Genomic DNA, 26,871 nt, shown 5'->3' on the forward strand with positions numbered 1-26,871 from the left:
GCATTGCTGCAACGGCTTTTGTAGCTTTGATAAGTGTTAGTCTCGTATGTGTGAGCCCGAAGACATAGCAAAATAGATTGCGGTCGCCGTACACGTTACAAATACCGATTTGGGTTACTCTCATTTGTTTTTGTGACTAAAGTTTTTTAAGTACTCCATTTGCTTTTTTTGCCGTCTTTTAAGCCTTTTAGTAACATTAACACTCACCTTTAAATACTTACTTTTAAAAAGTAGCAATATAAATGAATTAAAAATAATAAATAAAAATGAAAGTTCTAAACCATTAAATAAACGTTCACTTTTTTGCTCAAATATTAAACCTAAAATATAAACTAGGGACACAGCTATAGAGCACCCAGCAACTAAGCGGTAAACTTTAATAACCCAGCTTCTACCAGTAGATATGAGCGCCCCAAGAAAGATAAACACACATATGCCAATAAAAAACCCGATAGCCCTAGGCCCTAGCTCATTTACAGTATCATAAGGCCAAAGCATAACTAATATTGTAAATGCTAATGATGAGTAGCTAATAACGCTTGATACAATAGCTAAAGCACAGACTAAGCTGTATTTTAGTTTTAATATTGAATGACTCTGTAAGCTAGTAGCTCTCATTTCACTGACCATCACCTAAAGCCATTATTCAAATAATACAGATGAAAACATTAATAGTGCGCAAAGCATAAAAATTACAAAATACACTTTAAATAATCTAGAGACGTGAGCTGGTACCTTGTTTCTATCACTTAATAAATTATACCGTTTTGCATACCAATCAAATAAAAATACACTGCCATAATGAAGTAAACCATGAAGCGCCATAAAAATATTTAGGGAATAGTAGCGATTTCCATGCTCTAAAATATCTTCAACCGTTCTGAGCTTTTTTGCTTTTAAATAAAAAGCTAAAGGTAAAAGAATGATAAAAATAACACTTAAGCCAACACCAAAAAATATCAAATCCATTATTTAATCAACAAAAAAGAAAGCAGTTAATCTAAACAAAAATATGCCATAAGGCATGCTAATAAAAACATAGAGCTAAATGTTATGAATAAAATATAATAAAGCTTAAACCACATCTGCAAATTTTTGGGTACTTTTTCCCTCTCCTCTATTACCTTATAACGTCTAGCATAGCAATCGAATAGAAATATAGAACCATAGTGCAATGCTCCGCTACCAGCAGTTATGATATTTGATGAGTAAAACCGATTTCCATCATCTAGAACATCCTCTACCAACCGTGTTTTTTTATCTTTTATAGCTATTAAAATTGGTAATATTATAAAAAAGAAAAGACCCGCAGATGTAAGAAACAGAGTTAAAAACCACAACTTAATAGGCTCCATTACTTTTCAATAACCTCATATATTAACTCGCCTGCAACCCCTCCAGAATAACCTCCAGCTTCGCTTGCCTCAACCCTATCAGCGCAATTCCAACATACCCGCCTTTTCAGGTTTTTGGCCATGTTGGCTACAGTTTTATAGTCTTGAAATTAGTAACGGGGATTTCGATTAGCAGGTGGTTGTGACTGCTCATTAAACAGGACAATATACATAAATATTAAACGTAGGCTTGCTCAATATAATGTAAAAAAGACTTAAAGCAGTCACCATTCAAAAAGGTGTTTTGCATGCCCTCTTACGCAATTCATTAAATAATAAAATGTATTCATAGACTCAATACGCAGAGATCTAGATACATTAATTCACCAAGAATGGTAACTATAAATCTAGGCCTTTTATGTCTAAAACCAGAAGTATGACCCTTTGGTTTTTAAAGCCAATCGAAAATAAAACCTTAAAAAATATTCTAAATTAATTTGTAATGTAGTTTTATTAAGTTTGTTTTTATTTAAAGATACTGTTTTGCCTTTGTACATGTAAGCTTAGGTAATGGAAGTTTACTCACTTTGTCTGAGCATAACTTATTTAAAAAATTGACTGCAAAGCGTTCGCATCTTGACAATGTATACAACTCATATTCCTCAGTAACACCAAGCGCAGATTGATAACTCAACTGATCAAAATATTCATTAGTGCCTAAAGCAATAACATCTTTCTCTGTCTCTCCAGATGAATGATAGATTTTACCTAGTAAATCATTGGTAAAATCGACAATGGTATTACTTTCAGACAAGTCATTTTTAAGTGAGCAAACACTAAGATAGGGTGTAGCTTTACCTACATCAAAATATAAATCATTTCCTGTAGCAAGATGACTAAAAAATATGGTGCTTAGTAAACAAAAAAGCTTAATTAACCTCACTATGCATTTCTCCATACCTTAAGCAAACCATATATATTACTCCAATATATAATAAACAAGCCTATAGATTGAATCGAACCGGAAAACTCAGTGCCAATAGTTATCATAGCTAATGTTAATATCGTTAGTAAACTTGAAAAAACAAATGATATTTTTAACAAATCCTTATTAGAATAGCCATTAGCTTTCTTTTGAGTCATATTATGTCGAGCAAAAAGATTAATACATACTAAGCAAAATATTACTACGCAGCCTTTTAATATCATTTAAATATCTTCCAGTTTAATTAAACCTCTCAAGATTAACTCCTTTTTTGCAGCCGCTTCATTTTTGCTTGAACAGTAATACAAAAAAGTCGAAATAACAGTTACATATGCCGCTGCATAGCTACTTCCAGTAAGGACTTTTGAGTTTTTAGTGAATTGTGAAGCGGCGGCTTTACCTACTTCACTTTTAGAGGCTTTCACTATTGCATCTTTAGCCGCAGCTTTAACACCAGTCTTTTTTATATTTAAAAGCGATTCTAAAATGTCAGGGACACTTTTTCCTGCGGAAGCTACACCTAAAACAGCAGTTGCTTTAGCTAAGTTTTTATTATTTTCAAAAAAGTCTCTTAATTCTTTGTCACTCAAACTCCAACTAAACCACTTTGGATTAAATGCTAACTGTGCGACAAGTCCATACAGATGCTCTTTAACTGGTCCACTTTTTATTGCTAAAATTGCGGCATTTAACTGTGACTGTTTATAGCGACTTAACTGTCTATAGGCAACTAGGCCAGTTAATATAGGCAAGATATCATCTTCGCTCCTAATCTTATTTTCAATTTTTCTAGCATCTAAGATATTAATTAAAAAACCAATAGGATCGGATTTATATTGTTCTGTTACATAAGGTGATTTCATCAACTCTTCCTTGTTGTGGTGTTCCTGTGTCTAAAATGATACTAATTAAGCTAATTTAAATCAACTTTTCGGTAAAGATTTGTTGTCAACTTATAAAACTAAGCACGCCTTATATGAGTATTAGAAAAAAGCGTTATGCACACCTTCTTATGCCTCTGTGAACTATAGTAACAATTAAAAAATGCCATTAGCCATTACGGATATAACTGTATTAATAACAATACTGACTATATAAGCCCCTATAAAAAACATAGCGAATGCTGAAACGGCTCCACCTCCGGTATATCCGGCCTTAGCTTTTTCTACCATTAAAACATAGATGCTCAGCCCTATACTCACTTTAAACCACAGCCAGTAATCGTTACTAAATAACGGTATTGCTGCAAAAGCAACGATCGGTACTAGTATTTTACCTTCTTCGTTTTTGTGTAAAAAATAAAAAGCCATAACAGCAATATATAAAAATGGCGTTACATCACTCATATAAACAACTTCCTTGTAAATATAAAATTAAAATAAATAAATTTTAACTATTGTACTTATTAATCAGTACTAAGCACTTAAAAGCGTCATTAATTGTGTTTACTTTTTAGCTGTGCAATATTAACTCACTATAAAGCGCAAGGAACGCCTGCTCATTAGCGAACTTGATATAAAAATTAAAGGATGAACATGATTAAGCCATTTTACACAAGCTGCTTATTAGCTCTTACTCTATTAATACCCAATCAAGCTAAAGCAAAGCATACAGCTTTACAGTACCAGCAAATCCTTAATAATACTCTTTCAGCCAGTGAGCCTGGTGTGTCGGTGATAATAAGTAAAAATGGAAAAACGGTTTTTAAAGGAACCCGAGGGCTTGCCAACCTTGAACACAACATTGCACTAACCAATCAAAGTGTTTTGCGGTTAGGTTCTATTTCAAAACAGTTTACCGCTGCTGCAATTATGATGCTGCAAGAGCAAGGTAAATTATTAACCTCTGACGATATTCATAAGTATGTTCCAAGCTTTCCTACTGAGGGCAACCTCGTCACAATAGAAAACTTACTGACCCACACATCGGGAATAGCAAATTATACCGATGACGACGACCTGTTCGATAAAGAAATACAAGTACCTGCAAGTGTTGATGATACGCTAGCACGTTTTGCCAAGCACCCCATGGTTTTTAAACCAGGCGAAGCAATGGCTTATTCAAATACAGGTTATTCACTACTTGGTAAAATAGTTGAAGTAGCAAGCGGGCAATCTTATAAGGAGTTCGTTGAACAAAATATTTTTAAAAAACTGGGGATGACACAAAGTAGCTACGAAGGGCAAGAGCTTGTTACTCACCGCGCAGCTGGATATGAACAAACAGAGCAAGGCTTTATAAACACAAGTTATATTAATATGGATTGGCCCTATGCCGCAGGGGCGCTTATATCTACTCCAACTGACTTAAATATTTGGTTTAGTGCATTATCGTCTGGCAAGCTTATTAGTAAAGCAAGTTATGAGAAGATGGTCAGCCCTTTTAAACTCAACGACGGCAGTTTTTCACCCTACGGTTACGGCCTAGTTATTAAGCCTTTTAATGACTATACGGTAATTAAACACACCGGTGGAATAAATGGCTTTTTAGCACATGCACGCTATATACCCGAGCAAAAACTATACGTAGCTGTACTCGCTAATTCAAACCATATAAACCCTATTTTTATAAACGAAAAACTCACAGCTAAAGTACTAGGTATAGAACTACCAAAATTTAAAAGCGTAAATGTAACAACGCAGCAACTATCACCCGTTTTAGGCGATTACCGTATTAATAAAAATACTTCTCGCAGCCTAATTTATGAAAATGACGTTTTATATTCTCAGCGCACAGGTGGAAATAAAATAAAGCTAATCCCTATGTCTAAAAATAGTTTTTACTACCCAAATTCAAATAACTATTTAGTCATTGAAAAAAACAGACAAGGGAAATTAATAATGAAATATTTTAGTGGGTTATCAACCACACCAACTGAGGCAATTAAAATTTAAGATAATTATAATGACACCTATTCTGATTTATCTATTTTTAATGTCTGAAGTCAAAATTGGCACCTTGGATCTCACATGGGTGACTGGTGCATATTCTCACCAATCAACGTCATTACTGGATGCATAGTCATATTTAAATTGAGTTTAAGTAATAAGAACACTTGGTTTTTGAATAAAAAGTTCAAGGAAACACAGCTGCCTGCTTGACCGGAGCTTTCTAATGGGTGACCCCTTTTGTTTCTTAAATAACGTAAAAAGCCAGGCTAAATTAATTGTTTAAAAATAATTTTGACCTATTAATTTGATTGCCTTTCCAATTCCTCAATTTTCTCATATGATAGGATTAATCTAAATTAGGGGACGTTGTGAATGGCTGACGATATACTCACTATTCAAGAGTTAGCGATCTATTTAAAACTCAATGAAAAAACGGCTTACCGATTAGCTAGCGAAGGTAAACTTCCCGGCTTTAAAGTCGGCGGTAGCTGGCGTTTTAAACGTGTAGATATTGAACACTGGATTGAAGAGCAAAAAAGGAAATAAATAATGGAACAGATATTAAATTGGATAAATCAAAATCAAACACTGGCAATTGTAGTTGCAGCCATAGGTTTGATTGTTTTTATCTTCAGTTTAAAAAGCACAACAACAAAGATATTCTCATCAAATAGAAGCGTTAGTCTAGGGGGGAATTCAAACGGCACAATAATGACAGGAGATATCAACACTAAGCGTTCTGGAGTTTTAAGCATTTTGGCTAATATTGCTAACCTCATAATGCTTATAATCAGTGCCGCAACTTTATATGTTACTTACTTAGCTTTTATTGCTGAGGGGTGATTCTTTGTTTTCTCTATTTTTTAATAAAATAAAAGTCATTGCTAAAAATAGGAGTGTGGCTATTGGTGGGACTAACAATGCTCCAATTTTAACTGGAGACATTAATGCAGAAGTTAACATTGATCACAAATCATTTGAACAAAACACCTTCTTATCCCAAGCCAGTATATTTGATAATTGTCAGAATAAAGTCACATTACTTTGGGCAACCCTCCAATGCTTAGAGTTACTATCACCAACTAAAGAACTTAGAGAAAAGTTAAAGCTTAAATTTATTCAAGATAAAGTAAATTTTAGCGTCGTTGTATTAAATGAAGAAGCTAAAAATATACGCTTTCTCTACTTCAAAGGTGCTAGTGGAGAAATTGATAAGAAAGATCTAAAAGCCATTATTTCAAATATTTATAAAGATATTAAGCCAGAATTTACTGTTAAAATAATTTGCAATAAAGTGATTTCAAAACCTGTTATAGATTTTTATAGGAAGGCAATAACAGGCGAATTTAATCCAAAGCACTTTAATAAAGAGAAAGATTCTTTTACAAGTTTTAAAATTACTTTATTAAATAATATATTCACTAATTTGACCTTAGATGTGTTAAAAAATAATAATGCGGCGTCTTATATATCTCCTGATAATTTAGATCATGTAAGTGAGCTAACGAAGGCGTTTGCTATAAAGCTGCTATCAGAAGTGTCATCAAATGACTTTTTAACAATAAAACGCCATGATTTAGAAGTGAGATTTGGTGCAGAGCACTATAATGATATATTCCCATCACCTCCAAAATTTGAAGCCTCCATACCAAGTAAGCTGAGAAACCACCAAGAGTCAATTTTACAATCAATACTAACCGAAAACAAAAACTCGGTAATTCATGCTCGTGGCGGAGTTGGTAAAACAGTAATGGCTAGGCTAGCCAATACAATAATCCCCTCTCATTCTCACTCAATTGTTTACGATTGCTTCGGTGATGGCCTTTATCGTTCAATTAACAGCCCAAGACACTCTTTTGATAAACTATTAGTTCAAGTCGCTAATGAATTAGCAATTAATGGTCTATGCGAACCTCTAATTGCAAACGGAAAAAACATAGAGCGATTAATTCAAGAGTTTATTTCTTGCATAGAATCCTCAGTGAAATGCTTAAAAAGAGCAAATACACAGGCACATCTATATATTTTTATAGATGCCGCAGATAATGCGGTCATGGCTGCTAAGGAAAAAGCTGAAAATTCAATTGTTACTCAGTTACTAAATGATTTAATGATTGATGGCTGTACTGTTATTGCATTGTGCAGAACCGAGCGAATTGAATTGCTAGAGCCCAGAAACGAAATTGTTCAATTTGAATTAAGAGAATTTTCTGAAAGTGAGTCATTCGCTCATTTAAAACATTATTATTCGGATGCAACAGAAGAGCATGCCAAAGAGTTTCACCGTTTATCAGGAGGTAATCCTCGTGTTCAAGCATACGCTATAGAAGAGTTTCCTGTATCTTTGAATGATATGCTACAAAACTTAGGACCAACCCTAACCACTGTAGACGCTCAAATAGAGGTTCAGCTAAATAATGCAATTGAAAGACTAAAAAATAAAAATACCGCCACAGAAGGCTTAAAAATCGATCTAATTTGTACAGCTTTAGCTAGTTTACCTCCATTTATTCCCATAGACGTTATATCAAAACTCTCTAATCTTTCTGAAGACGAAATTGCAAGCTTCATAAGTGATTTTGGTCGTGGTTTAATATTAATCGATAAGTGTATTCAGTTTAAAGACGAACCAACTGAAACATGGTTTAGGAAACAGTTTGCTTCAACATCTGAGCTAGCTAAAGAGTTTGTAGCAAATATACAAGAAATAGCAAATACAAACAGCTACGTATCTGAATGTTTACCCTACCTAATGTTGGCTGGGGGAAATCACGAGGACTTAATAGAGCTAGCACTTTCAGAAGAATTCTTGCCTAAAGGCAATCCAGTGGACGCTAGAAGCATCAGTACATCACGACTGAATGCTGCATTGAAATCAGCCATAAAACTGGAAGATTATTTTTCATTTATTAAGTTAGCATTGAGAACTGGAGAAGAGTTCGCTGGTGACCAAAGGCAAATAGAATTACTAAATCAAAATGTCACCTTAATTGGTATGGTTCAATCGCCTACCGAAATTCAAAAATTAGCGTTTCAAGGGCGATTATCTGGGGGATGGAAGGGGTCTGAAAATCTTTACAAATCTGCACTGCTATCGTTGCATGGGGAATTTAAAGGCGAAGCACTAAGTTATCTAAGAGCAGCAGAAAACTGGTTAAATACTTACCTAAAATCAATAGCAAAAGATAAACAAAAAAGGCATGAGGAAAATCTTTCTGCTGAAGATGTTGCCTTGCTTTTTACTGTCTACTTAAACCTACTTGGTCCTGAAAAAGTAGTTAATCGAATATTAAGTTTTGCTCCTACACAAGCTGTTCAAAACGCTATAGCTACTTTTACGAATAACTTACTCGATACTTCTAGGTTTGAAGATTTAAAACAGCTTGCCTTCTACTCTCAAGAACATAGCTATGTATGTATTAACTTTATAAATTCGCTATTTTTAGTACAACAATCTGTAGATGAAGAAATTTCTCAGAGCTGTTTAATAAACATTGAGAATCCAACAGGTGAACGAAATGAAAAAGCTAATATCAGCATTTCAACTCTAGATTTACTAATATTTATCGAATGTTGTTTCGCTTCTAGTTACGACAATGCTAGATTAAAAAACTTACTGATTAGACAAGTAAAATTAGAGCCAAAAGCTTGGTATGCCAACCCGACCACATATCATAATGATGATCTATTAGAGTTCATTGGAATAGCAGCTCTCTTAGAAGAGTTGACAGGTAAATCGCTTCCCGAAAATCAAATTTTCCCTAATGAGTTTTTAGCCGATGATTTAAGCTACAAGCAAAAAGAAGAAAAAGAAAATTATAAGAAAACACTGTCAGCCATGATGCCAGCACAACGTTTCCTTATACGCTCTAGAACTAACCGTGTAGAAAACTTCGAATTAGAATATAACGATGTATTTGATGGAATTAGAAAGTACTTACCTCAAGCATATGAGCGCAAGAATTTTATTCCAGATTTTGTCAAAAGTCGAAAACAGAGAAGTATATTTTGGGCCAGTGACATAGAGAAGTCATTGCAAACACAATTACTCACAAACATTATTGACGATGCACCTTATAGTTGCTTGCTCAATGGCCTATATTATAGTTGTAGAGTTAAAAATCTTAATTACCTATCTGAGTTTTACGAAACCGCATTAATCAACACCTCAAATAACAAAAATGAAAGTCCTGAAAGCATTTCAGAATCCTATATAGATATCGCCAATGCAACTTGTTCATTAGCACCCAAACAATCCGCAAAGTATTTCAACAAAGCTATAGAGGCAGTATCTAAATTTGGTAATGAAGCCTTACATAGACATTTTGCGATTTTGAGTTTGGCAGAGAAAAGTGCTGAAAGTGACTGTTCTCCTGAATTGACATACAGATTTGCTAGAAGTACAGAAACCTTCTATGAGTATATGTCTGACCACTTCCCGCTAGAACGTACAGTGAGAGCTATTCATGATATGGATGCTCCTTCATCATTTGCAATAATGGCTAGATGGTTAGACAGAGAAGTCACCTACTGGGGACCTTTTGAAGATACTGTACTAGAGCAATCTATATCAGCTAATACATTGAGCAGCCAAGAAGCATGGGCAGCTCAGGGATTAATTGATAACACTAGTTATGCAGAATTTTTTAGTCGATGTATTAAGAAATCTGAAACCCCAGAACTACGAGAAGTAATTTTTAATGATGCAGTTCAGCAAGCTTTAATTAAAGGGTTGTCAAAATCAGCACTATCACTCATAAAAAATACTGGTGCTGAATTTGCTATATCCTCCCAGGCTCTTGATGACGCTATTATAGATTTTAATGAACATGCTCTAGAACCTACTCATAGCTCTCATGTCACTGATAAGACGTACAAGCCTGTAGACTGGAATTCAGTATTCAAATCGAATAACAGCTTTATAGGTTCAGAATCTATTGAAGCATCATTAGCAAGTTTTAAAGCCCTAAAAGATAAGAGTTTTGATGAATGTTTCTGGAGTCAACTATATGACAGAGCTTCTATAATTTCAGCAGCAGACGTTGTTGATGCAATATTAAAATGCAAATTTTCTTCCAGCTTCGAACTATTAAATGCTTTGGAAAATACACCGAAAGAGTGGTTTGAACGAGAGGGAGTAAAAGAGGTATGGATAAAAGGCTTTGATCTTTACGTACAATTAAACGCAAGTACCGTCTCAAACCCCTGGTGGCCTGAGCACTCTACTTCACGATTTACACTAGAAACAGATTTTTCAAAACTAAGGCTCCCAGGTGTAATAAAAGCATTAGAAAATAAAAGCGACTTTGATGATGCTGAATTTATTTTCTCTGTTATTACAGTACTATCACAACAACTAACTCCTTCCGAAGCAAAAGAAGCTCTAGCTTACGCTTTAGACAGGGTCGAACTGCACGTTGATGAAAGTGATGCTGATGGAGATTGGTCGAAAGAACTTATTCCCACTGAAAATAATACCGAATCTTACGCCTCATTTATTTGGTCAGTATTAGCTAACCCCACATCAAAAATTCGTTGGGAAGCTGTCCACATAGTCTATCGTCTAGTAGAACTTAACTGCAATGAAGCCATTGATGCAATGATTGCTATGTTCCACCGAAATGATATAGGTGCCTTCGGTTCAATAGATTTTCCATTTTATAAGTTTCACGCACAATTATATTTTATGATTGCGATATATAGAGGAACTCAATCAAACCCACTACCTTTGCTAAAACATAGCGACTTCTTTCTAGACCAAGCCCTAAACGCTGATCACATTTTATTAGAGCACTATTCAGATAAGGTTGCCCGAAAGCTATTACAAGAAAAAAATGACACTTATACAGCTGAAGAAATAGAAAAATTAAACACTGTGGCAGTTAGCCTGTTCAATAAAAATATACCTAAAGATGCTAATAACTTTGAAGCGGCTAATATCGTTTCTCTTGATAAAGAACTACCCGAGCTTTCATTTTTTATAGACTTCCAAGAATACTGGCTTAAACCATTAGCAAGCATATTTAATGTCTCTGTTAAAGAATTAAGGAAGACAGCCATAAGTATTGTTGTAAATGAGTGGGGAGTTGCTCCAGATGAACGGTTTATTAGAGATACAAGAAATCATAGGCACAAAGAAACACATTCAAGGCACAGTGATATACCACCAACTCAACCATATGATTTTTACTTGGGATATCACGTTATTTTCACAATGGCATCAAGATTATTTAAAAAGCTTCCAGTAGTAGAAGGTAAATATGACTGGGAAGATGACCTTTGGGCAGACTGGCTTTCTAGCTACCTTTTATCAATGGATAATGGATATTTCCTTGCAGACTTAAGAGATCCTGCTCCTTTGGTAAGACGAAAATGGCTTAATGAAAAAGCTACTGATACATGGAAATGGGAACTTGAATACAATGACTTTCTTGAAGGACTACTATTAAGTAAAGGTGGCAGAACATATATCTGTGTTAATGGATCGTGGTCTGATAACGATGGCATGGGTAATAACGAAACCTATAGTATTTCTAGCGCTCTAGTATCAGTTAAAAACTCAACTTCGTTATTAAAAGCTCTAGTAACATGTAAGGGCTCGAATGATTACAAGCTGCCTAACTATAACGAAGAAGAGTTTGAATTAGATGACCCTGGTTTTAAAATGAAAGGCTGGTTGGCTGAACCCGAAGGATATAAAAAACTTGATGAAATAGATCCTTACGCAGGAGAATTAAAGTTTCCAACACGAAAAATAAGTAAAGAACATGAAGAATTGCTCAATTTGAATTATTGCTTACTTACCAGAAAATACATGGATAATGAGGGCGATTCTCAAGGCTTCTCTGAAACGTGGACGGGTTCTCATTCCCCGTATAATGAGGGCACTATTCGAGAAGGAAATAGGCTCTATATCTCCTTAGGGGAAGTACAGAAATTATGCGTTAAAACTGACTCATCACTCATATTTAAAGTTTCAATTAACCGTCGCAGCACAACTACCGATAAGGAGTTACCAGATAGTGTCAAATACCCAAAATCATATTGTAACCTGTATACAATCTCAAAAGATGGAGTCGTCAGAGATTACCAATCAAGAAGTTATCAACTTAGGTAAAGCTATCATTACTGAGCTAGGCATGGAGATTGAATGTAATACTCCAGCCCGTTGGTTAGTTCATTATATTGCTGAAAACATTCACAAGACAGAACACAGCCAAGGTGATGAAAAGGACGTAGCTGAAAAAAAGTGTGTAGATGCAATTTTCAAGCTTTGGCATCATCGCTCTGAGCTACCTAGAGGTATTAACCCATTTAGCGAATTTGACTCTGTTTTTAGGGGGCTATCAAGGTTAGATAACTCGTCGCAAAAACCGTACTTCAACGAGTTTTCACAATTTAATCATCAGATAGAGCCTGAAGAAACAGCGGAAAGTAAACAATGGGTTGATATAGCCATTTCTATTGACAAAATAGCAAAGGAGTTAGTTTCAGAAAGCTTTAAGTCAGCTGCGGAAGTAGCTATTACTGAGAAATCGAGAGAGATACTAAAGCTAGCACCTGAAGACTCAGGTGAAGATATAAGGATAATGCTCAGCTTTGTCTCTGATGATGAAGCTAATTCAAAAGAAAATCAAATAAAAGCAATTGAATCAAAAATAGAAAAAGTTGAAGCCCTCAAATCTATTTGCGATATGTTTATAGAAAAGTTTAATACTGAGATTGAAATTCAAAAAACTAAAACAAACGGATGTTAACTTTGAATAAATACTTATCATTGATCAAAAAATACTTTATTAGTCATTTTAAAAGTCTCTTCTGTCCTACCGCTACTATACCTTTGTTCGACACACGTCAAATTAAAGAGTTAAACACTGCGTCAACACTTTTGAAGTATCCATTGAAGTACTTTGCACAATTAAATAATGTCGAAAGAGTTAAAGGTTTAAATCAAGGGAATACAGTATTATTCGAGCTTATTGATTTACTACACGAAAAACATAACTTTTTTCAAGATTCTATCATATTAAATAATTCTGATTCTAAAGATATTAGACAACTTAATAATGTCATAGATGATGAACTAATACGTTTTGTAAAAATACGTTCAACCTTAATAAACGGAGCCCCAAATGATCTAAAAAAAATAGAAGATGATTTATTGTATAAAGAGATGAATTATAACATTTGTGAAAATTTAAATGGGCTAAGTATATGTAAGAAAAAGCTCAAATCCATGCCCGAGGCAATCTCTGAACTAATAAACTGTTGCTGGTTATCTGAACATATCGCATTAACATTACTAGGAGTTGTTGAGGTAAAAAAAAACAACAATGAGTTTGTTTTTCAAGCTAAAAATAAAATACAATTAAGAAATGTGTGGTTTGGTGATGTATTTGAAAAATCATCTGTGGACGCATCTATTCAATCAATAAATAAGCTAGCTGAGTTAACCTTTTCTCCAAACCTATTAGAAAAGATGGACAGAGACGAGTTTCAAAATTTGCATATGAGAGTATTATCTTTAATACCTCAACATTGGAGAATCGGTGCAGATGGAATCGTGCAAGTTCTTTTCGACGAAATAGCTGATTTAATATTTATAATTGTAAATGTAACTTATTACTCTTCAATTAAATCAAATACCCGACCTTTTAGAAAATCCGATATAAAAAAATACATCAAAGCAAATCCAAAAAGAACAGGAATGCTTAAAACTTATGAACTTATAAAAGACTTTCAATATTCCAATAAGTCTGAAGACAGGTTATTTGAAATATCAAAAGAAGGTTTAATCCTAGGCCCTGTAAATCAAATTAGAGGGCTAATTCAGCAAACAGAGTACTTCGCTAAAGTTAAACTTGGTGAAACTTGGCATAACGAATTAGAAGACCAACAAAAAAAATATTTATTAGATCATCTTCAATCACAAGAACATCTTCAGGTTTTGGATTTTGAGTTAAAACCTGAACATTATGGTCAAAATAAACCATCGTCAGAAAGGTTGGATATAGATTTTTTCATTCGAGATTTATCAACTTCATCTGTATATGCAGTTCAATTGAAACATGTAACGAGTATTAAACAGTCAGGCTTATCTTTTTGGTTAAGGATGCTTGCTACTAAAAATTCAAAATTGAACAAAGGAGTTCTTCAACTTGAAAACCTAAAACAAATTTTAAGTAAGTATCCAGAAACTCAAGAGTATTTAATCAAGAAAGGTTTAACTAAAACAGATATTAATAATCTAGTTCCTACTTTAGTTCATAACATCGGCTCTTTAGACTTCATGCAATTACAAGAAGGGATTATGGTTTATGATTTACATACCTTCAGAAAAATCCTAACAGGTAGAAGTGCTACAGAAGAAAGATATGATAATTACAAGTATAGCTTCCAAGAAAGTTATGGGAAAAAGAAAAAAAGTTTACCTCTATCTGAGCCTTGTAAAATTATTGATGAGTATTTAGAAGATGAAAGGTTTAAGCACTTTAAAGCATTTGATGGACCCGCACACATTAAACGCTCGGTTTCGATCAATGAACATATTATATCTTCTGTAGGTATAGGAATTTAAGCAAAAAAATAGACAAACCGGAGTTTGTCTATTTTTATATACATTGTCTGAATTTTATACATCCAGACACAGTTCAAAAATTAGTCGCGGTATGTCTCAATCGGAGGACATGCACATACTAAATTACGGTCGCCATATACGTCATCGATTCGCGTAACCGTTGGCCAGAACTTGTCTTTAGCAACTGCTGGCACTGGGAATGCAGCGTAAAAACGGTCATACGCGCGGTCCCATTCATTACCTAACACATCAGCTTGTGTGTGTGGTGCAAATACCAGTGGGTTGTTTTCGATAGACCATTCGCCTGAAATGATTTTATCAATTTCACCTTTAATCGATACCATCGCTTCGATAAAGCGGTCAATCTCGCCCTTAGACTCAGATTCAGTTGGCTCAATCATTAATGTGCCCGCTACTGGGAACGACATTGTTGGTGAGTGGAAACCGTAATCTTGTAAGCGCTTAGCAACGTCCATTTCAGTAATGCCTGATGCTTCTTTTAATGGTCGTAGGTCAATAATACATTCGTGAGCAACGCGATTATTACGGCCACGGTATAAAATTGGGAAGTGCTTGCTAAGCTCATTGCTTAGGTAGTTAGCATTTACAATCGCCATTTCTGTCGCTTGTTTTAAGCCTTCAGAGCCCATCATAGCAATGTAAGCCCATGAAATAGGTAAAATAGCTGCAGAGCCGTAAGGCGCTGCCGATACTGCACCATTTCCTTCATTAGTACCTGGTACGTTAATTACGCTGTGGTTTGGCATAAATGGCGCAAGGTGCGATTTAACACCAATTGGGCCAACACCTGGGCCACCGCCGCCGTGTGGAATACAGAAGGTTTTGTGTAAGTTTAAGTGCGATACGTCTGAGCCAATAAAGCCTGGGCTAGTAACACCTACTTGCGCGTTCATGTTTGCGCCATCCATGTAAACTTGGCCACCATGCTGGTGAACAATTTCACATAACTCACGAATCGTTTCTTCGTATACACCGTGGGTAGATGGGTACGTTACCATAGCACATGATAGGTTTTCAGAGACTTCTTCAGCTTTCGCTTTTAAGTCTTCCATGTCGATGTTGCCGTTTTTATCACAGTTAACAACCACAATTTTCATGCTGGCCATTTGTGCCGATGCTGGGTTAGTACCGTGCGCAGAACTTGGGATTAAACATACGTTACGGTGCGCATCCCCTCGTGACTCGTGGTATTTACGAATGGCGATTAAGCCTGCGTATTCACCTTGTGCACCTGAATTTGGTTGCAATGAAACCGCATCGTAACCGGTAATGTTAACTAGCCAATCGTGTAGTTCGTTAATCATTATTTGGTAACCTTCTGCTTGGTCTAGCGGGCAGAATGGGTGAAGGTTAGCGAATTCAGGCCAGGTAACTGGGATCATTTCAGCGGTCGCGTTTAGTTTCATGGTACATGAACCTAACGAGATCATAGAATGATTAAGTGCTAAATCTTTGTTTTCAAGGCGCTTAATATAGCGAAGCATGTCTGTTTCGCTGTGATAGCTGTTAAAGTTTGGATGCGTTAGAATTTCATCATCACGCACTAAGCTTGCAGGAATAGACTCGCTGCCATTTGCTTCAACATCAGCGGCAATCGCATCTACACTTAGGCCGTGGCCTTCGCCTAAAATAATATCAAATAACTCGGCAACGTCTGCACGGGTTGTGGTTTCTGATACTGAAATTGAATACTCGCCTGCATGGTTAGCAGCAAAGTTAACACCTTTAGCTACAGCACGCGCAATCACGTCGGCTTTGTTTTCATCAACTACTGTTAATGTGTCAAACCAAGTAGTGTGCTTAAGTGCCACACCTTTTGCTTTTAAGCCAGTTGCTAAAATATCAGCAAAACGGTGAATGCGTTGTGCAATGGTTTTTAAGCCTTGCGGGCCATGGTATACCGCGTAAAACGCAGCCATGTTCGCTAGTAATACTTGCGCAGTACAAATGTTTGAATTGGCTTTGTCGCGGCGAATGTGTTGCTCGCGGGTTTGCATTGCCATACGTAATGCATCGTTACCTAAACGGTCTTTTGATACACCAATAATACGACCTGGTAATGAACGTTTGTACGCATCACGTGTTGCAAAGAATGCGGCATGAGGACCGCCGTAACCCATAGGTACGCCAAAACGCTGTGCTGAACCCAGTACTACGTCGGCGCCTAATTTACCTGGTGCTTTTAATAGTAATAAGCTCATGATATCGGCAGCTACACAGGCAATCGCTTTTTTGCTTTGTACGACAGCTATTAGGTCTGTTATGTCAACAATTTCGCCTGATGTTGACGGGTATTGAAATAACGCACCAAAAATATCGTGGTTCACAGCATCGGCTGCTTTACCTACAATAATTTCAAAACCAAATTGCTCTGCACGGGTGCTCACTACGTCAATGGTTTGCGTGTGTACGTCGTCTGCAATAAAGAACGCATTGGCTTTTTTCGCTTTAGATACACGTTTTGCAAGGCCCATAGCCTCGGCTGCAGCGGTTGATTCGTCAAGCAGTGAGGCACTAGCTAAATCTAGGCCGGTAATATCTAGGGTCATAGTCTGGAAATTTAATAGTGACTCTAAGCGCCCTTGTGCAATCTCTGGCTGATACGGTGTGTACGCTGTATACCAACCCGGGTTTTCAAGTACGTTACGTAAAATTACGTGCGGTACGTGAGTTGGGTGGTAGCCTTGTCCAATATACGATTTGAAAACTTTATTTTTGCTTGCTACTGATTTTAAGTAACTTAGTGTTTCAACTTCGGTGCGGCTTTCGCCGATATTAAGACCTTGCTCAAGACGGATACCAGCAGGTACAGTTTGACCGATCAGCTCTTCAACGCTCGATACTTCAAGAGCGCTAAGCATGTCGTTTACTTGCGCTGGGCTTGGCCCAATATGGCGGCGAATAAAATCTTGCTTTTGCTCTAATTGTTCAAGAGATTTGGCGTTTGACATGTGTCCAGATTCCTATGATCCAAATACTAATGGGTAACTAGTATTGATTAAAATATGTGATGATTTAGCTGCTTACTTTGTATGGAAAAATAAGCGCTTTAATCATAAAAGCCCCAATGTTTTAACATAGAGGGGCTTTTATTAATTAACGATTAGTCTTCGTCAATTGTATGCGCGTAACCTTCAGCGTCTAATAAGTTATCTAACTCAGACTCTTCTGACGCTTTAATACGGAATAACCAACCGTCGCCGTATGCGTCGTTGTTTACTGTTTCAGGCGCATCTTCTAGCTCTTCGTTAATGGCAACAATTTCACCACTGATTGGCGCGTAAATGTCTGATGCCGCTTTTACTGACTCTGCTACTGCACAGTCTTCGCCAGCATCTACTTCGTCGCCTACTTCTGGTAATTCAACAAATACCATGTCGCCAAGCAGTTCTTGTGCATGCTCAGAAATACCAACAGTGTAAGTGCCGTCGCCTTCGTTACGAACCCACTCGTGTGAAGGTGCGTATTTTAACTCGCTAGGGATATTGCTCATTTTTTTCATCCTTTGGTTTAGATTGGGAGAATACCAATGAATAAGGCTAACTTATTTATTGGTATAACCAAATTATTTAGATTATTGATTTACCGTTACGTACAAAGCCCGACTTAACTACTTTTACGTTAACTAATTTTTTACGCATTTCTACTTGAGCTGTGTCGCCAGTTGAACGTGGCACACGTGCTAATGCAACACTATAGCCCAATGTTGGTGAGAATGTGCCAGATGTAATAACACCTTCGCCACCATCAACAATTACTTTAGAACCACTGCGTAGTACGCCTTTTTCTTCAAGAATAAGACCTACTTGCTTGTGAGTACTTTTTTCTGCACGTTGTTTTACCAAAACATCACGACCAATAAAGTCACGATTTTCTGGCTCCCATGCAATAGTCCATGCCATGTTAGCTGCCAGTGGTGATACGCTTTCGTCCATATCTAGGCCGTAAAGGTTCATACCTGCTTCTAAACGCAGTGTGTCGCGCGCACCTAAGCCCGCAGGCGCCACACCGGCATCAAGCAATTGCTGCCATAAATCGGCGGCTTGCTCGTTTGGTACTACAATTTCGTAACCGTCTTCGCCAGTATAACCTGTTGTAGCAATAAATAAATCACCGGCTTGAACACCAAAAAATGGCTTCATGCCTTCTACTGCAGCTTGCTGGTCTGCGTTTAATACCTGGGCTGTTTTAGCGCGTGCATTAGGGCCTTGAACCGCAATCATGGCGTATTCTGGTCGCTCAGTAACCGTTACAGCAAAATCACTCGACACCTTAGCTAAATGTGCTAAATCTTTTTCACGGGTCGCTGAGTTAACCACTAAGCGATAAAATGTTTCGCTAAAGTAGTAAATAATTAAGTCGTCGATTACGCCGCCTTGCTCGTTAAGCATGCCAGTGTAAAGCGCTTTACCTGGTACGGTTAACTTAGCAACATCATTAGCCACTAGCTTGCGTAAAAACGCTTGTGCTTGCTCACCTTGTATATCAACAATGGTCATGTGTGATACGTCGAACATACCAGCATCGTTACGTACGGCGTTGTGTTCTTCTATTTGTGAGCCGTAGTTAATTGGCATTTCCCAGCCATGAAAATCAACCATTTTTGCTCCGGCTTCAAGGTGCTTTGCATGTAATACTGTTTTAGAAGTCATAATATTCCTTCACTTTTAAATTAACCCATGTGTGTGGGCGTGGCCTCAATTAAATGAGGGGGAATAACATGGTAGCCATTAATAAGCCTACCAAATTGTAATCTTTAACTTTTACCCGTTAGGCTGCTTGAGTGTTGGTAACACTAAAGCCCTGTTGCTGCATATACTGTTGCCACTTATCAAGCGTGGCCGTTTTAGCAATAACAATAAACTGCTGTTCGTTGTTTTGATCTACTGCAGTAACAAACACTTCGCCACTTTGCGCGCCATAGCAAAGCTGCGCGTCAGCAAGGCGTAACCCTGGGGTTAGTTTAAATGCCTCAACTAAGGTATCAAATGCATTGTCGCCTTTTAAAGTAAAGGTCGCTAAGTCGGTGCGTACCACAAAGTCTATATCGTATCTAAGCTGCTGCTCGTTAATGAGCGCTTGTAATTGCAGGCTAGCATTAACTGGAAGTACAAATCGAAAGGCGGTTTCGCTAAAGTAGTAAACGGCGTAGCTAAAATCAGAATTTAAATCGCCATCCAGTGTGCCTTTAAAGCCAAAGCCACTAGCGGTAAGTTTGGTGAGATCATGACCTAAAATAGCACTTAAAAATACCGATGCTTCACTACCACTAAAGTCAATAACAACGTGACTGCTATCGGCTTGTAAGGCATTAATAACCGCGCTGTTAGCGTTGCTATGGCGGGCAAACATAATCGGGTTAAAAGTCATAACAAATACCTATCAATCTTTAATAGCAAAAGTATATTGCGCAAGCCTTACAACAACAAATTGTAATTACTTATCAATTGATAAATAATACTTATATATATAGCCATATAAATAGTAATTTTAAATATGAAAAATATTTCAACCGACAGTTTACGAACTTTTGTTATGGTGGTTGAGGTTGGTGGATTTGCCAAAGCAGGCGATTTACTTGGCCTTTCGCAACCTGCGGTGAGCTTACAAGTAAAACGCTTAGAAGACTTACTCGGCTATAAATTATTTAAAAAGCAGGGACAACGACAAGTACTCAACCAATATGGTGAGTTATTGCTGCCGATGGCTAAACAAATGGTGCAGCATAACGATGCCATTTTGCAGTTGTTCACCTCAGAAAGTGTAACCGGTAAAGTGCGCTTGGGGATCCCTAGCGAATTTGCCGCGCGTATTTTGCCCTCCATTATTGGCGATTTTGTGGCGCTCTACCCCGAGGTATCACTTGAAGTAAAATCACGTTTAAGTAAACACCTACTGTCTGATGAGCGCCAAGATCAATTTGATTTAGTGTTAGCGCTTAACGAGCAACTTGACTCAGAAAAATTCCCTATTTTTATTCAAGACCAATTAGTGTGGGTGGGCGACCTATCACTGGCACAAAATGAAACGGTAACCTTAGTGACCGCGCCTGAGGGCTGTATTTACCGACGCAGAGCAACTCAGGCGCTTGAAAAAGCAGGCATTAAATATCGTATTGTTTACAGTAATGCCGATTTAACCGGTTTAATTGCCGCATTAAAAGAAGGCTTAGGCATAACAGTGCTCGCAAAAAGTACCGTACCTAACGATTTAGCCTATCACTTACACACTAAACATTTACCTGCGCTTGGCAGCATAGGTATTAGTTTAGTAAAAACCGCCAGCGAACCTGAAAACGCGGTATTTAAACTCGCCGAATTTATTAAGCTGCGCTTAGGCTATCCCACTGCTTAAATAACCTGAACTCTGGATAATAAATCTATCCCACACAGAGTTCAGGTTAAATTAACTGCCACTAGCCATTACATTATCCTAATTTTATAAGATTAGAATAAACACTTAGTTAAAAATGTTATAAAAATAGCGTATTTTTACGGCAAATGTAAATATAACTAAAACTTAATAATATTGATTCTCATTCGTTAACATGTTTAAATTACGCCAATTTTAGTAGTTGAACTATTTTTAGGGTAATCAATGTCACATAAATTTTTAGTTTCCTCGTTAACTGCAGCCGTAGCGCTGTCTTTAAGTGCTACAGCAATGGCAAAAGATGCCGGCGGCGTTGAACGCAACTTTGAACAAATTACCGTTATTGGCTCACAAGCAGCAATTAACGATATTCCAGGATCGGCTACATTTATCTCTGATGAAGAATTGCAAAAATTCGAATTTACCGATATTTCTCGCGTATTAGCATCTGTACCAGGTGTATACGTTCAAGAAGAAGACGGCTATGGTCTGCGTCCTAACATTGGTATGCGTGGCACAGGTACTGGCCGTAACGATAAAATTTCAGTAATGGAAGACGGCGTACTCGTTGCACCGGCTCCTTATTCTGCACCATCGGCTTATTACTTCCCAACTATGGGTCGTATGGAATCAATTGAAGTATTAAAAGGTGCTGCCTCAGTTAAATATGGCCCGCGCACTACCGGTGGTGTATTAAATTTACTTTCTCGCAGCTTACCAACTGAAGCAAATAGCTCTATGGGTATGGTTGACGCGGCACTTGGTAGCGATGGTTACTATAAAGGTCACGCTTACTTCGCTAAAGAAAAAAATAACACTGCTGGCTTAATTGAAGTGTTTTCTTACGGCGCTGATGGTTTTAAAGAATTACCTGTAGGCGATGACAACACTGGTTTTGAAAAAAATGACGTACTGGTAAAGTTTGGCCATACCTTTGGTGAAAACGATGCCCACAACATTGAGTTTAAAGCTAAGTACTCTGAAGAAACATCAGACGAAACGTACATGGGCTTAACTAACGCCGATTACCAAGAAAATCCTAACCGTCGTTATGCGGCATCGCAAAATGATGAGATGAACACCCGTCATAATGCATACCAAGTAAACTATGCATACCGCTTTGGTGAAGGTTACGAATTTTTAGCAACCGCTTACTTAAATGACTTCCACCGTAACTGGTACAAAGCCAGTAAAGTAAGCGAAAGCTACCTTGAGCAATACAGTGAATTTGAAGCAAACCCAACGGCTGAAGGTATCGAAAACATAGGTGTTAAAGCTAATAACCGCGACTACCAAGCTAAAGGTGTGCAGTCTGAATTACATATTCCAGCGGGCGATCACTACATTACAGTTGGCGTACGTTACCACGAAGATGAAATGGATCGTTTCCAGTGGGAAGACAAATACACGCTTAATCAAGATTTAAGCATGACTCTTACTTCGCAAGGCGCACCTGGCTCTAATAGCAATCGCTTAGACAGCGCAAAAGCAAGCACCCTATTTATTCAAGACGAATGGACAATGGATGCATTAGTAGTGAGTGCAGGTCTACGTTATGAAGACATTACTATTACCCGTGAAGAATGGGCTAAATCAGATCCAACTCGTAGCCAAGGCTTAACAAAAGATATCTCTAACGATACTGAAATTTTAGTACCGTCTTTAGGTGCTACTTACACACTTAACGACAACGTAACGTTACTTGCAGGCATTCAAAAAGGTTATGCACCCGCAGCGCCAGGCAATGCTGACCAAGACGAAGAAGAGAGCGTCAACATCGAGTTTGGCTCTCGTTTTAATGCGGGCGGTTTTAACGGTGAAGTAATTGCGTTTTACTCTGATTACGACAATATGCATGGTAACTGTACTGCATCAGTAGGTTGTAATGACGATAACATTGGTGACCAATACAACTACGGTGAAGTAGAAGTATCGGGCTTTGAATTTAGCGCAGGTCGTACGTTTAATACTGCATCGGTTGCGTTTCCAGTAAAATTAACTTACACCTACACTGATTCAGAGTTTAAAAACACATTTGATTCAGAAATTTGGGGCTCTGTAGAAAAAGGCGATGCAATGCCTTACGTACCAGAAAACCAAGTTGCTTTATCATTTGGTGCCGAAGTGAATAACTTTGTTGTTAACAGCCAAATACGTTACGTATCGGATGCACATGCTGACCTTTCTGACTCAGGCTTAAATGCGATTGATAGCCGTGTTGTATGGGATTTAGCTGCTAAGTACTTAATTGATGAAAATCAAAAAGTATACCTAAGCGTTGATAACCTGTTTGATAAAACCTACATTGCTAACCGCGCAAATGGCGGTATTCAACCTGGTAAGCCACGCTCAGTACAAATGGGTTACTCTTATAGTTTTTAATAAAGTGCTAACTTAAAAGTACAAAAAAGCCGAGGTTGATTAAATCAATCTCGGCTTTTTAATGCCTATGTAATTAATAGGCTTAATTTGTTTCTGCGCGCTGGCGTAATACTTCAAATAAACAAATACCGGTTGCAACCGATACATTTAAACTTGAAACCGTGCCCGCCATTGGAATTTTAACGAGTACATCACAGTGCTCACGCGTTAAACGGCGCATACCCTCGCCTTCAGCTCCCATCACAATGGCCATTGGGCCTGTTAAGCTGGCATCAAATACATGTGTGTCGGTTTCACCGGCAGTACCTACAACCCAAACGCCCGCGTCTTTTATTTCACGTAATGTACGTGCAAGGTTAGTAACCTGAATAAGCGGTACTGTTTCAGCTGCGCCACAGGCCACTTTACGTGCCGTGCCATTAAGCTTTGCTGACTTGTCTTTAGGAACTATCACCGCATGAACACCGGCAGCATCGGCGCTACGTAAGCAGGCACCTAAATTATGCGGATCGGTGATGCCATCAAGTACGAGTAAAAACGGGGTGTCTTCGCGTTCAATGATCTCATCAAGATCTTTTTCGTTAAACACACGTGCCGCTTTCACGTTGGCGATAATGCCTTGATGTTGTTCATCTTTCGCTTTGTTATCAAGCGCTTTTCGTTGCATAAACTGTACTGAAATACCAAACTGACGCGCTTGCTCAATCACCGGCGATAAGCGCTTATCATCACGTCCTTTAAGGGCGTATATTTCTATAAAACGCTCTGGCTCTTTTGCCAAAATTGCTTCAACAGAGTGAAAGCCAAAAATTAATTCATTACTCACGAATTGTTTGCTCCTGGGCTACTACGTTTACGGGCATTTTTACCTGGTCTTTTAGGCTTTTTGACCGCTTTCTTTTTGGTTTTTTTCTTAGCGGTGGTGTCATCCGCTTTTACTTTTGATTTGCTCGCTGATTTGCCTTTTGCGGCAGGCTTTTTACCCGCCTTTGGCTTTTTGTCATCACTTGCTGACTTTTTACCCGGGATTTTACCGGCTTTAAGTTGCGAGCGAACGCTCGCTGGAGCATTTTTTTTAGGTGCACGACGACGCGCATAACGATCTTGGGCAACATCGCCTTTAAGCGTTAAGTTTATACGACGATCATCTAAGCTTACCGAGGCAACTTGTACAGTGACTTTGTCGCCTAAACGATAAACCGTATGTGTGTGTTCACCCACCAAGCAATGTTTAGCTGCATCATGCTGGAAATATTCATCACCTAAATTGGTAACATGAATTAATCCATCAATTTGTAAGTCATCTAAACGAATAAATAAACCAAAGTTAGTAACCGATGAAATAACCCCGTTAAACTCCATGCCTACATGATCTTGCATGTATTCACATTTTAACCAATCGGCTACTTCACGGGTGGCATCATCTGCGCGGCGCTCAGTAGTTGAACACTGCTCACCAAGTTGATCGACTTCATCATCGCTATAAGCGTATTCACCAGAGGTTTGCTGCCCTTGTGCTTTTAATACTGCTTTAATTGCACGATGCACCACTAAATCTGGGTAACGGCGAATTGGCGAGGTAAAATGTGCGTAAGCCGATAATGCTAAACCAAAGTGGCCTATGTTATCTGGCTGATAAACCGCTTGTTTCATTGAGCGCAGCAGCATAGTTTGAATAAGTTCAGCCTCTGGGCGGTCACCTAAACGAGCCAACACATGGGTAATTTCTTTTGGGGTTGGTTCATCACTTAGCGTGCTTTCAATCCCCAGCTCAGTTAAAAACTGAGTAAAGTTACCCAGCTTTTCGCTATCGGGCTCATCATGTACTCGATACAGTGCACTGGCTTCGTGTTTTTCCAGTAATTTAGCCGCCGAAACATTGGCTAAAATCATACATTCTTCAATGAGCTTATGCGCATCGTTACGAATAACTGGCACAATTGATTCGATTTTACGCTGTGCATTAAATACAAAGCGGGTTTCGAGTGTTTCAAACTCAATCGCACCACGCTCTTGGCGCGCTGCTTTTAATGCCATGTACATTTGCTGTAAGTCAGTTAAATGTGGCACCACGGCTGCGTATTCTTTACGAAGCTTTTCATCGTTTTGTAAAATGGCATTTACTTTGGTGTAAGTTAAACGTGCATGTGAGTTCATCACCGCTTCGTAAAACTTATAACCTGAGAGCTTACCCTCTTGCGATACGGTCATTTCTGCAACCATACACAGGCGATCAACCTCTGGGTTAAGCGAACACAAACCGTTAGATAATACTTTTGGTAGCATTGGAATAACTTGCTCAGGGAAATACACTGAGTTACCGCGCTCTATCGCTTCTTTGTTAAGCGGCGTGTTCATACCTACATAATGTGATACATCGGCAATGGCTACCCATAAGCGCCAGCCACCCGACTTTTTAGGCTCACAGTATACGGCATCATCAAAATCACGAGCGTCTTCGCCATCTATGGTCACAAGCGGTAAGCCGCGTAAATCAACTCGACCTTGCTTATCGGCTTCTTCAACAAATTCACCTAAGTGGGCAACTTGTTGTTCAACCTCTTCAGGCCATACGTGTGGAATATCGTGATTACGCAGCGCAACTTCAATTTCCATACCCGGCGCTAAATGCTCGCCCAGTACGTCGATAACTTTACCTACCGCATTCATATTACGGCTTGGATTTTGGGTTATTTGCACTTGCACCATTTGGTTATGACGCGCGCCTTTTTCGTTACCCGGTAGAATAATAATGTCTTGGGTAATGCGCGGATCTTCAGCCACAACAACGGCAATACCATGCTCAACAAAATAACGCCCTACAATGGGTGCGCGCTCGTTAGTGAGTACTTTGATGATGCGTGCGTCGCATTTTGAGCCTGAGCCGCGTTTAGTGCCTTTGGCAAGAACGATGTCACCGTGTAGCACCATATTCATTTGATGCTTGGCAATAAACCAATCTTTGCTCTCGCCTTCAACTTCTAAAAAGCCAAAACCGTCTCTGTGACCGACTACTTTGCCTTTGGTTAAACCGGCTTCGTCAATCAGGGCATAACATTTAAATTTATTAAAATACAGCTGCCCATCACGCTCCATGGCGCGAAGTCGGCGCTTAAATGCTATTTGTCGTTCTTCATCGTTGACTGCGAGTTCTTCACATAGTTGTGCGTAGTTAGCAGGTTTGGAACGCTCTTGCAGGTGAGTAAGTATAAACTCACGACTAGGGACTGGGTTTTCGTACTTTTCTTGTTCTCGACTGAGATTTGGATCTTGGTTTGACATTCACTATCTTGTTAGTTGGTTATGTAA

The 26,871-nt window shown here is 38.1% G+C and carries 19 protein-coding genes; 8 read left to right on the plus strand and 11 right to left on the minus strand.

The features are described 5' to 3' along the window. Positions 1–120: 120 nt before the first annotated feature. From N523_RS0104190 to N523_RS0104225, 5 genes are all read right to left on the minus strand, one after another. On the minus strand, positions 121–630 hold the full coding sequence (locus tag N523_RS0104190; protein ID WP_028834406.1) for a hypothetical protein: 510 nt from the start codon (positions 628–630) through the stop codon (positions 121–123). A 12-nt stretch (positions 631–642) separates the two neighbouring features. Next, the gene (locus tag N523_RS0104195) at positions 643–969 is read right to left on the minus strand and encodes a hypothetical protein (RefSeq protein ID WP_028834407.1); all 327 of its coding nucleotides are present in this window, start codon (positions 967–969) and stop codon (positions 643–645) included. An 894-nt stretch (positions 970–1,863) separates the two neighbouring features. After that, positions 1,864–2,277: a hypothetical protein gene (locus tag N523_RS0104210; protein WP_155949121.1), complete on the minus strand. Its 414-nt coding sequence runs from the start codon at positions 2,275–2,277 to the stop codon at positions 1,864–1,866. Between the two features lie 266 nt (positions 2,278–2,543). Further along, positions 2,544–3,182: a hypothetical protein gene (locus tag N523_RS0104220; RefSeq protein ID WP_028834411.1), complete on the minus strand. Its 639-nt coding sequence runs from the start codon at positions 3,180–3,182 to the stop codon at positions 2,544–2,546. A 174-nt stretch (positions 3,183–3,356) separates the two neighbouring features. Continuing rightward, on the minus strand, positions 3,357–3,665 hold the full coding sequence (locus N523_RS0104225) for a hypothetical protein (protein ID WP_036949816.1): 309 nt from the start codon (positions 3,663–3,665) through the stop codon (positions 3,357–3,359). A 189-nt stretch (positions 3,666–3,854) separates the two neighbouring features. Between N523_RS0104225 and N523_RS0104230 the strand changes: the two genes are divergently transcribed. The 6 genes from N523_RS0104230 (at position 3,855) to N523_RS0104255 (ending at position 14,787) form a co-directional block, all read left to right on the plus strand. Then, positions 3,855–5,213, plus strand: a complete 1,359-nt coding sequence (locus N523_RS0104230; protein ID WP_028834413.1) for a serine hydrolase domain-containing protein — start codon at positions 3,855–3,857, stop codon at positions 5,211–5,213. A gap of 369 nt (positions 5,214–5,582) precedes the next feature. Beyond that, positions 5,583–5,756: a helix-turn-helix domain-containing protein gene (locus N523_RS0104235; RefSeq protein WP_028834414.1), complete on the plus strand. Its 174-nt coding sequence runs from the start codon at positions 5,583–5,585 to the stop codon at positions 5,754–5,756. A 3-nt stretch (positions 5,757–5,759) separates the two neighbouring features. Next, entirely contained in the window at positions 5,760–6,053 is a 294-nt protein-coding gene (locus tag N523_RS0104240; protein ID WP_028834415.1) for a hypothetical protein, read from the plus strand. A 4-nt stretch (positions 6,054–6,057) separates the two neighbouring features. Continuing rightward, on the plus strand, positions 6,058–12,327 hold the full coding sequence (locus N523_RS0104245) for a hypothetical protein (protein ID WP_028834416.1): 6,270 nt from the start codon (positions 6,058–6,060) through the stop codon (positions 12,325–12,327). After that, complete coding sequence (locus tag N523_RS0104250) at positions 12,233–12,967, plus strand: hypothetical protein (RefSeq protein ID WP_231485776.1); 735 nt, start codon at positions 12,233–12,235, stop codon at positions 12,965–12,967. The genes N523_RS0104245 and N523_RS0104250 overlap by 95 nt, the downstream gene beginning before the upstream one ends. A gap of 2 nt (positions 12,968–12,969) precedes the next feature. Beyond that, entirely contained in the window at positions 12,970–14,787 is a 1,818-nt protein-coding gene (locus tag N523_RS0104255; protein WP_155949124.1) for a hypothetical protein, read from the plus strand. A gap of 80 nt (positions 14,788–14,867) precedes the next feature. Here N523_RS0104255 and gcvP read toward each other — a convergent pair whose 3' ends face one another. The 4 genes from gcvP to N523_RS0104275 all read right to left on the minus strand — a co-directional run bounded on the left by gcvP (position 14,868) and on the right by N523_RS0104275 (position 20,178). Beyond that, on the minus strand, positions 14,868–17,759 hold the full coding sequence (gene gcvP, locus N523_RS0104260) for an aminomethyl-transferring glycine dehydrogenase (RefSeq protein ID WP_028834419.1): 2,892 nt from the start codon (positions 17,757–17,759) through the stop codon (positions 14,868–14,870). A 152-nt stretch (positions 17,760–17,911) separates the two neighbouring features. Then, complete coding sequence (gene gcvH, locus N523_RS0104265; RefSeq protein WP_008112430.1) at positions 17,912–18,301, minus strand: glycine cleavage system protein GcvH; 390 nt, start codon at positions 18,299–18,301, stop codon at positions 17,912–17,914. Positions 18,302–18,377: 76 nt separating this feature from the next. Then, positions 18,378–19,460, minus strand: a complete 1,083-nt coding sequence (gene gcvT / locus N523_RS0104270; RefSeq protein WP_028834420.1) for a glycine cleavage system aminomethyltransferase GcvT — start codon at positions 19,458–19,460, stop codon at positions 18,378–18,380. A gap of 118 nt (positions 19,461–19,578) precedes the next feature. Further along, positions 19,579–20,178, minus strand: coding sequence for a hypothetical protein (locus tag N523_RS0104275; RefSeq protein WP_028834421.1), 600 nt, complete (start codon positions 20,176–20,178; stop codon positions 19,579–19,581). Positions 20,179–20,304: 126 nt separating this feature from the next. Between N523_RS0104275 and N523_RS0104280 the strand changes: the two genes are divergently transcribed. After that, entirely contained in the window at positions 20,305–21,162 is an 858-nt protein-coding gene (locus N523_RS0104280) for a LysR family transcriptional regulator (protein ID WP_008465324.1), read from the plus strand. Positions 21,163–21,405: 243 nt separating this feature from the next. Beyond that, positions 21,406–23,562, plus strand: coding sequence for a TonB-dependent receptor family protein (locus N523_RS0104285; RefSeq protein ID WP_028834422.1), 2,157 nt, complete (start codon positions 21,406–21,408; stop codon positions 23,560–23,562). A gap of 82 nt (positions 23,563–23,644) precedes the next feature. Here the strand turns inward: N523_RS0104285 and rlmB are convergent, their stop codons facing one another. Further along, positions 23,645–24,388: a 23S rRNA (guanosine(2251)-2'-O)-methyltransferase RlmB gene (rlmB, locus tag N523_RS0104290; RefSeq protein WP_008112440.1), complete on the minus strand. Its 744-nt coding sequence runs from the start codon at positions 24,386–24,388 to the stop codon at positions 23,645–23,647. Next, positions 24,385–26,844 carry a ribonuclease R gene (gene rnr / locus N523_RS0104295; RefSeq protein WP_028834423.1) on the minus strand — a complete coding sequence of 820 codons (2,460 nt, stop codon included), beginning with the start codon at positions 26,842–26,844 and terminating at the stop codon, positions 24,385–24,387. Before rnr ends, rlmB begins: the two co-directional genes overlap by 4 nt. Positions 26,845–26,871: the final 27 nt, after the last annotated feature.

Origin of the sequence: Pseudoalteromonas sp. 23_GOM-1509m, from assembly GCF_000518425.1 — a bacterium.
GTDB lineage: Bacteria > Pseudomonadota > Gammaproteobacteria > Enterobacterales > Alteromonadaceae > Pseudoalteromonas > Pseudoalteromonas tetraodonis.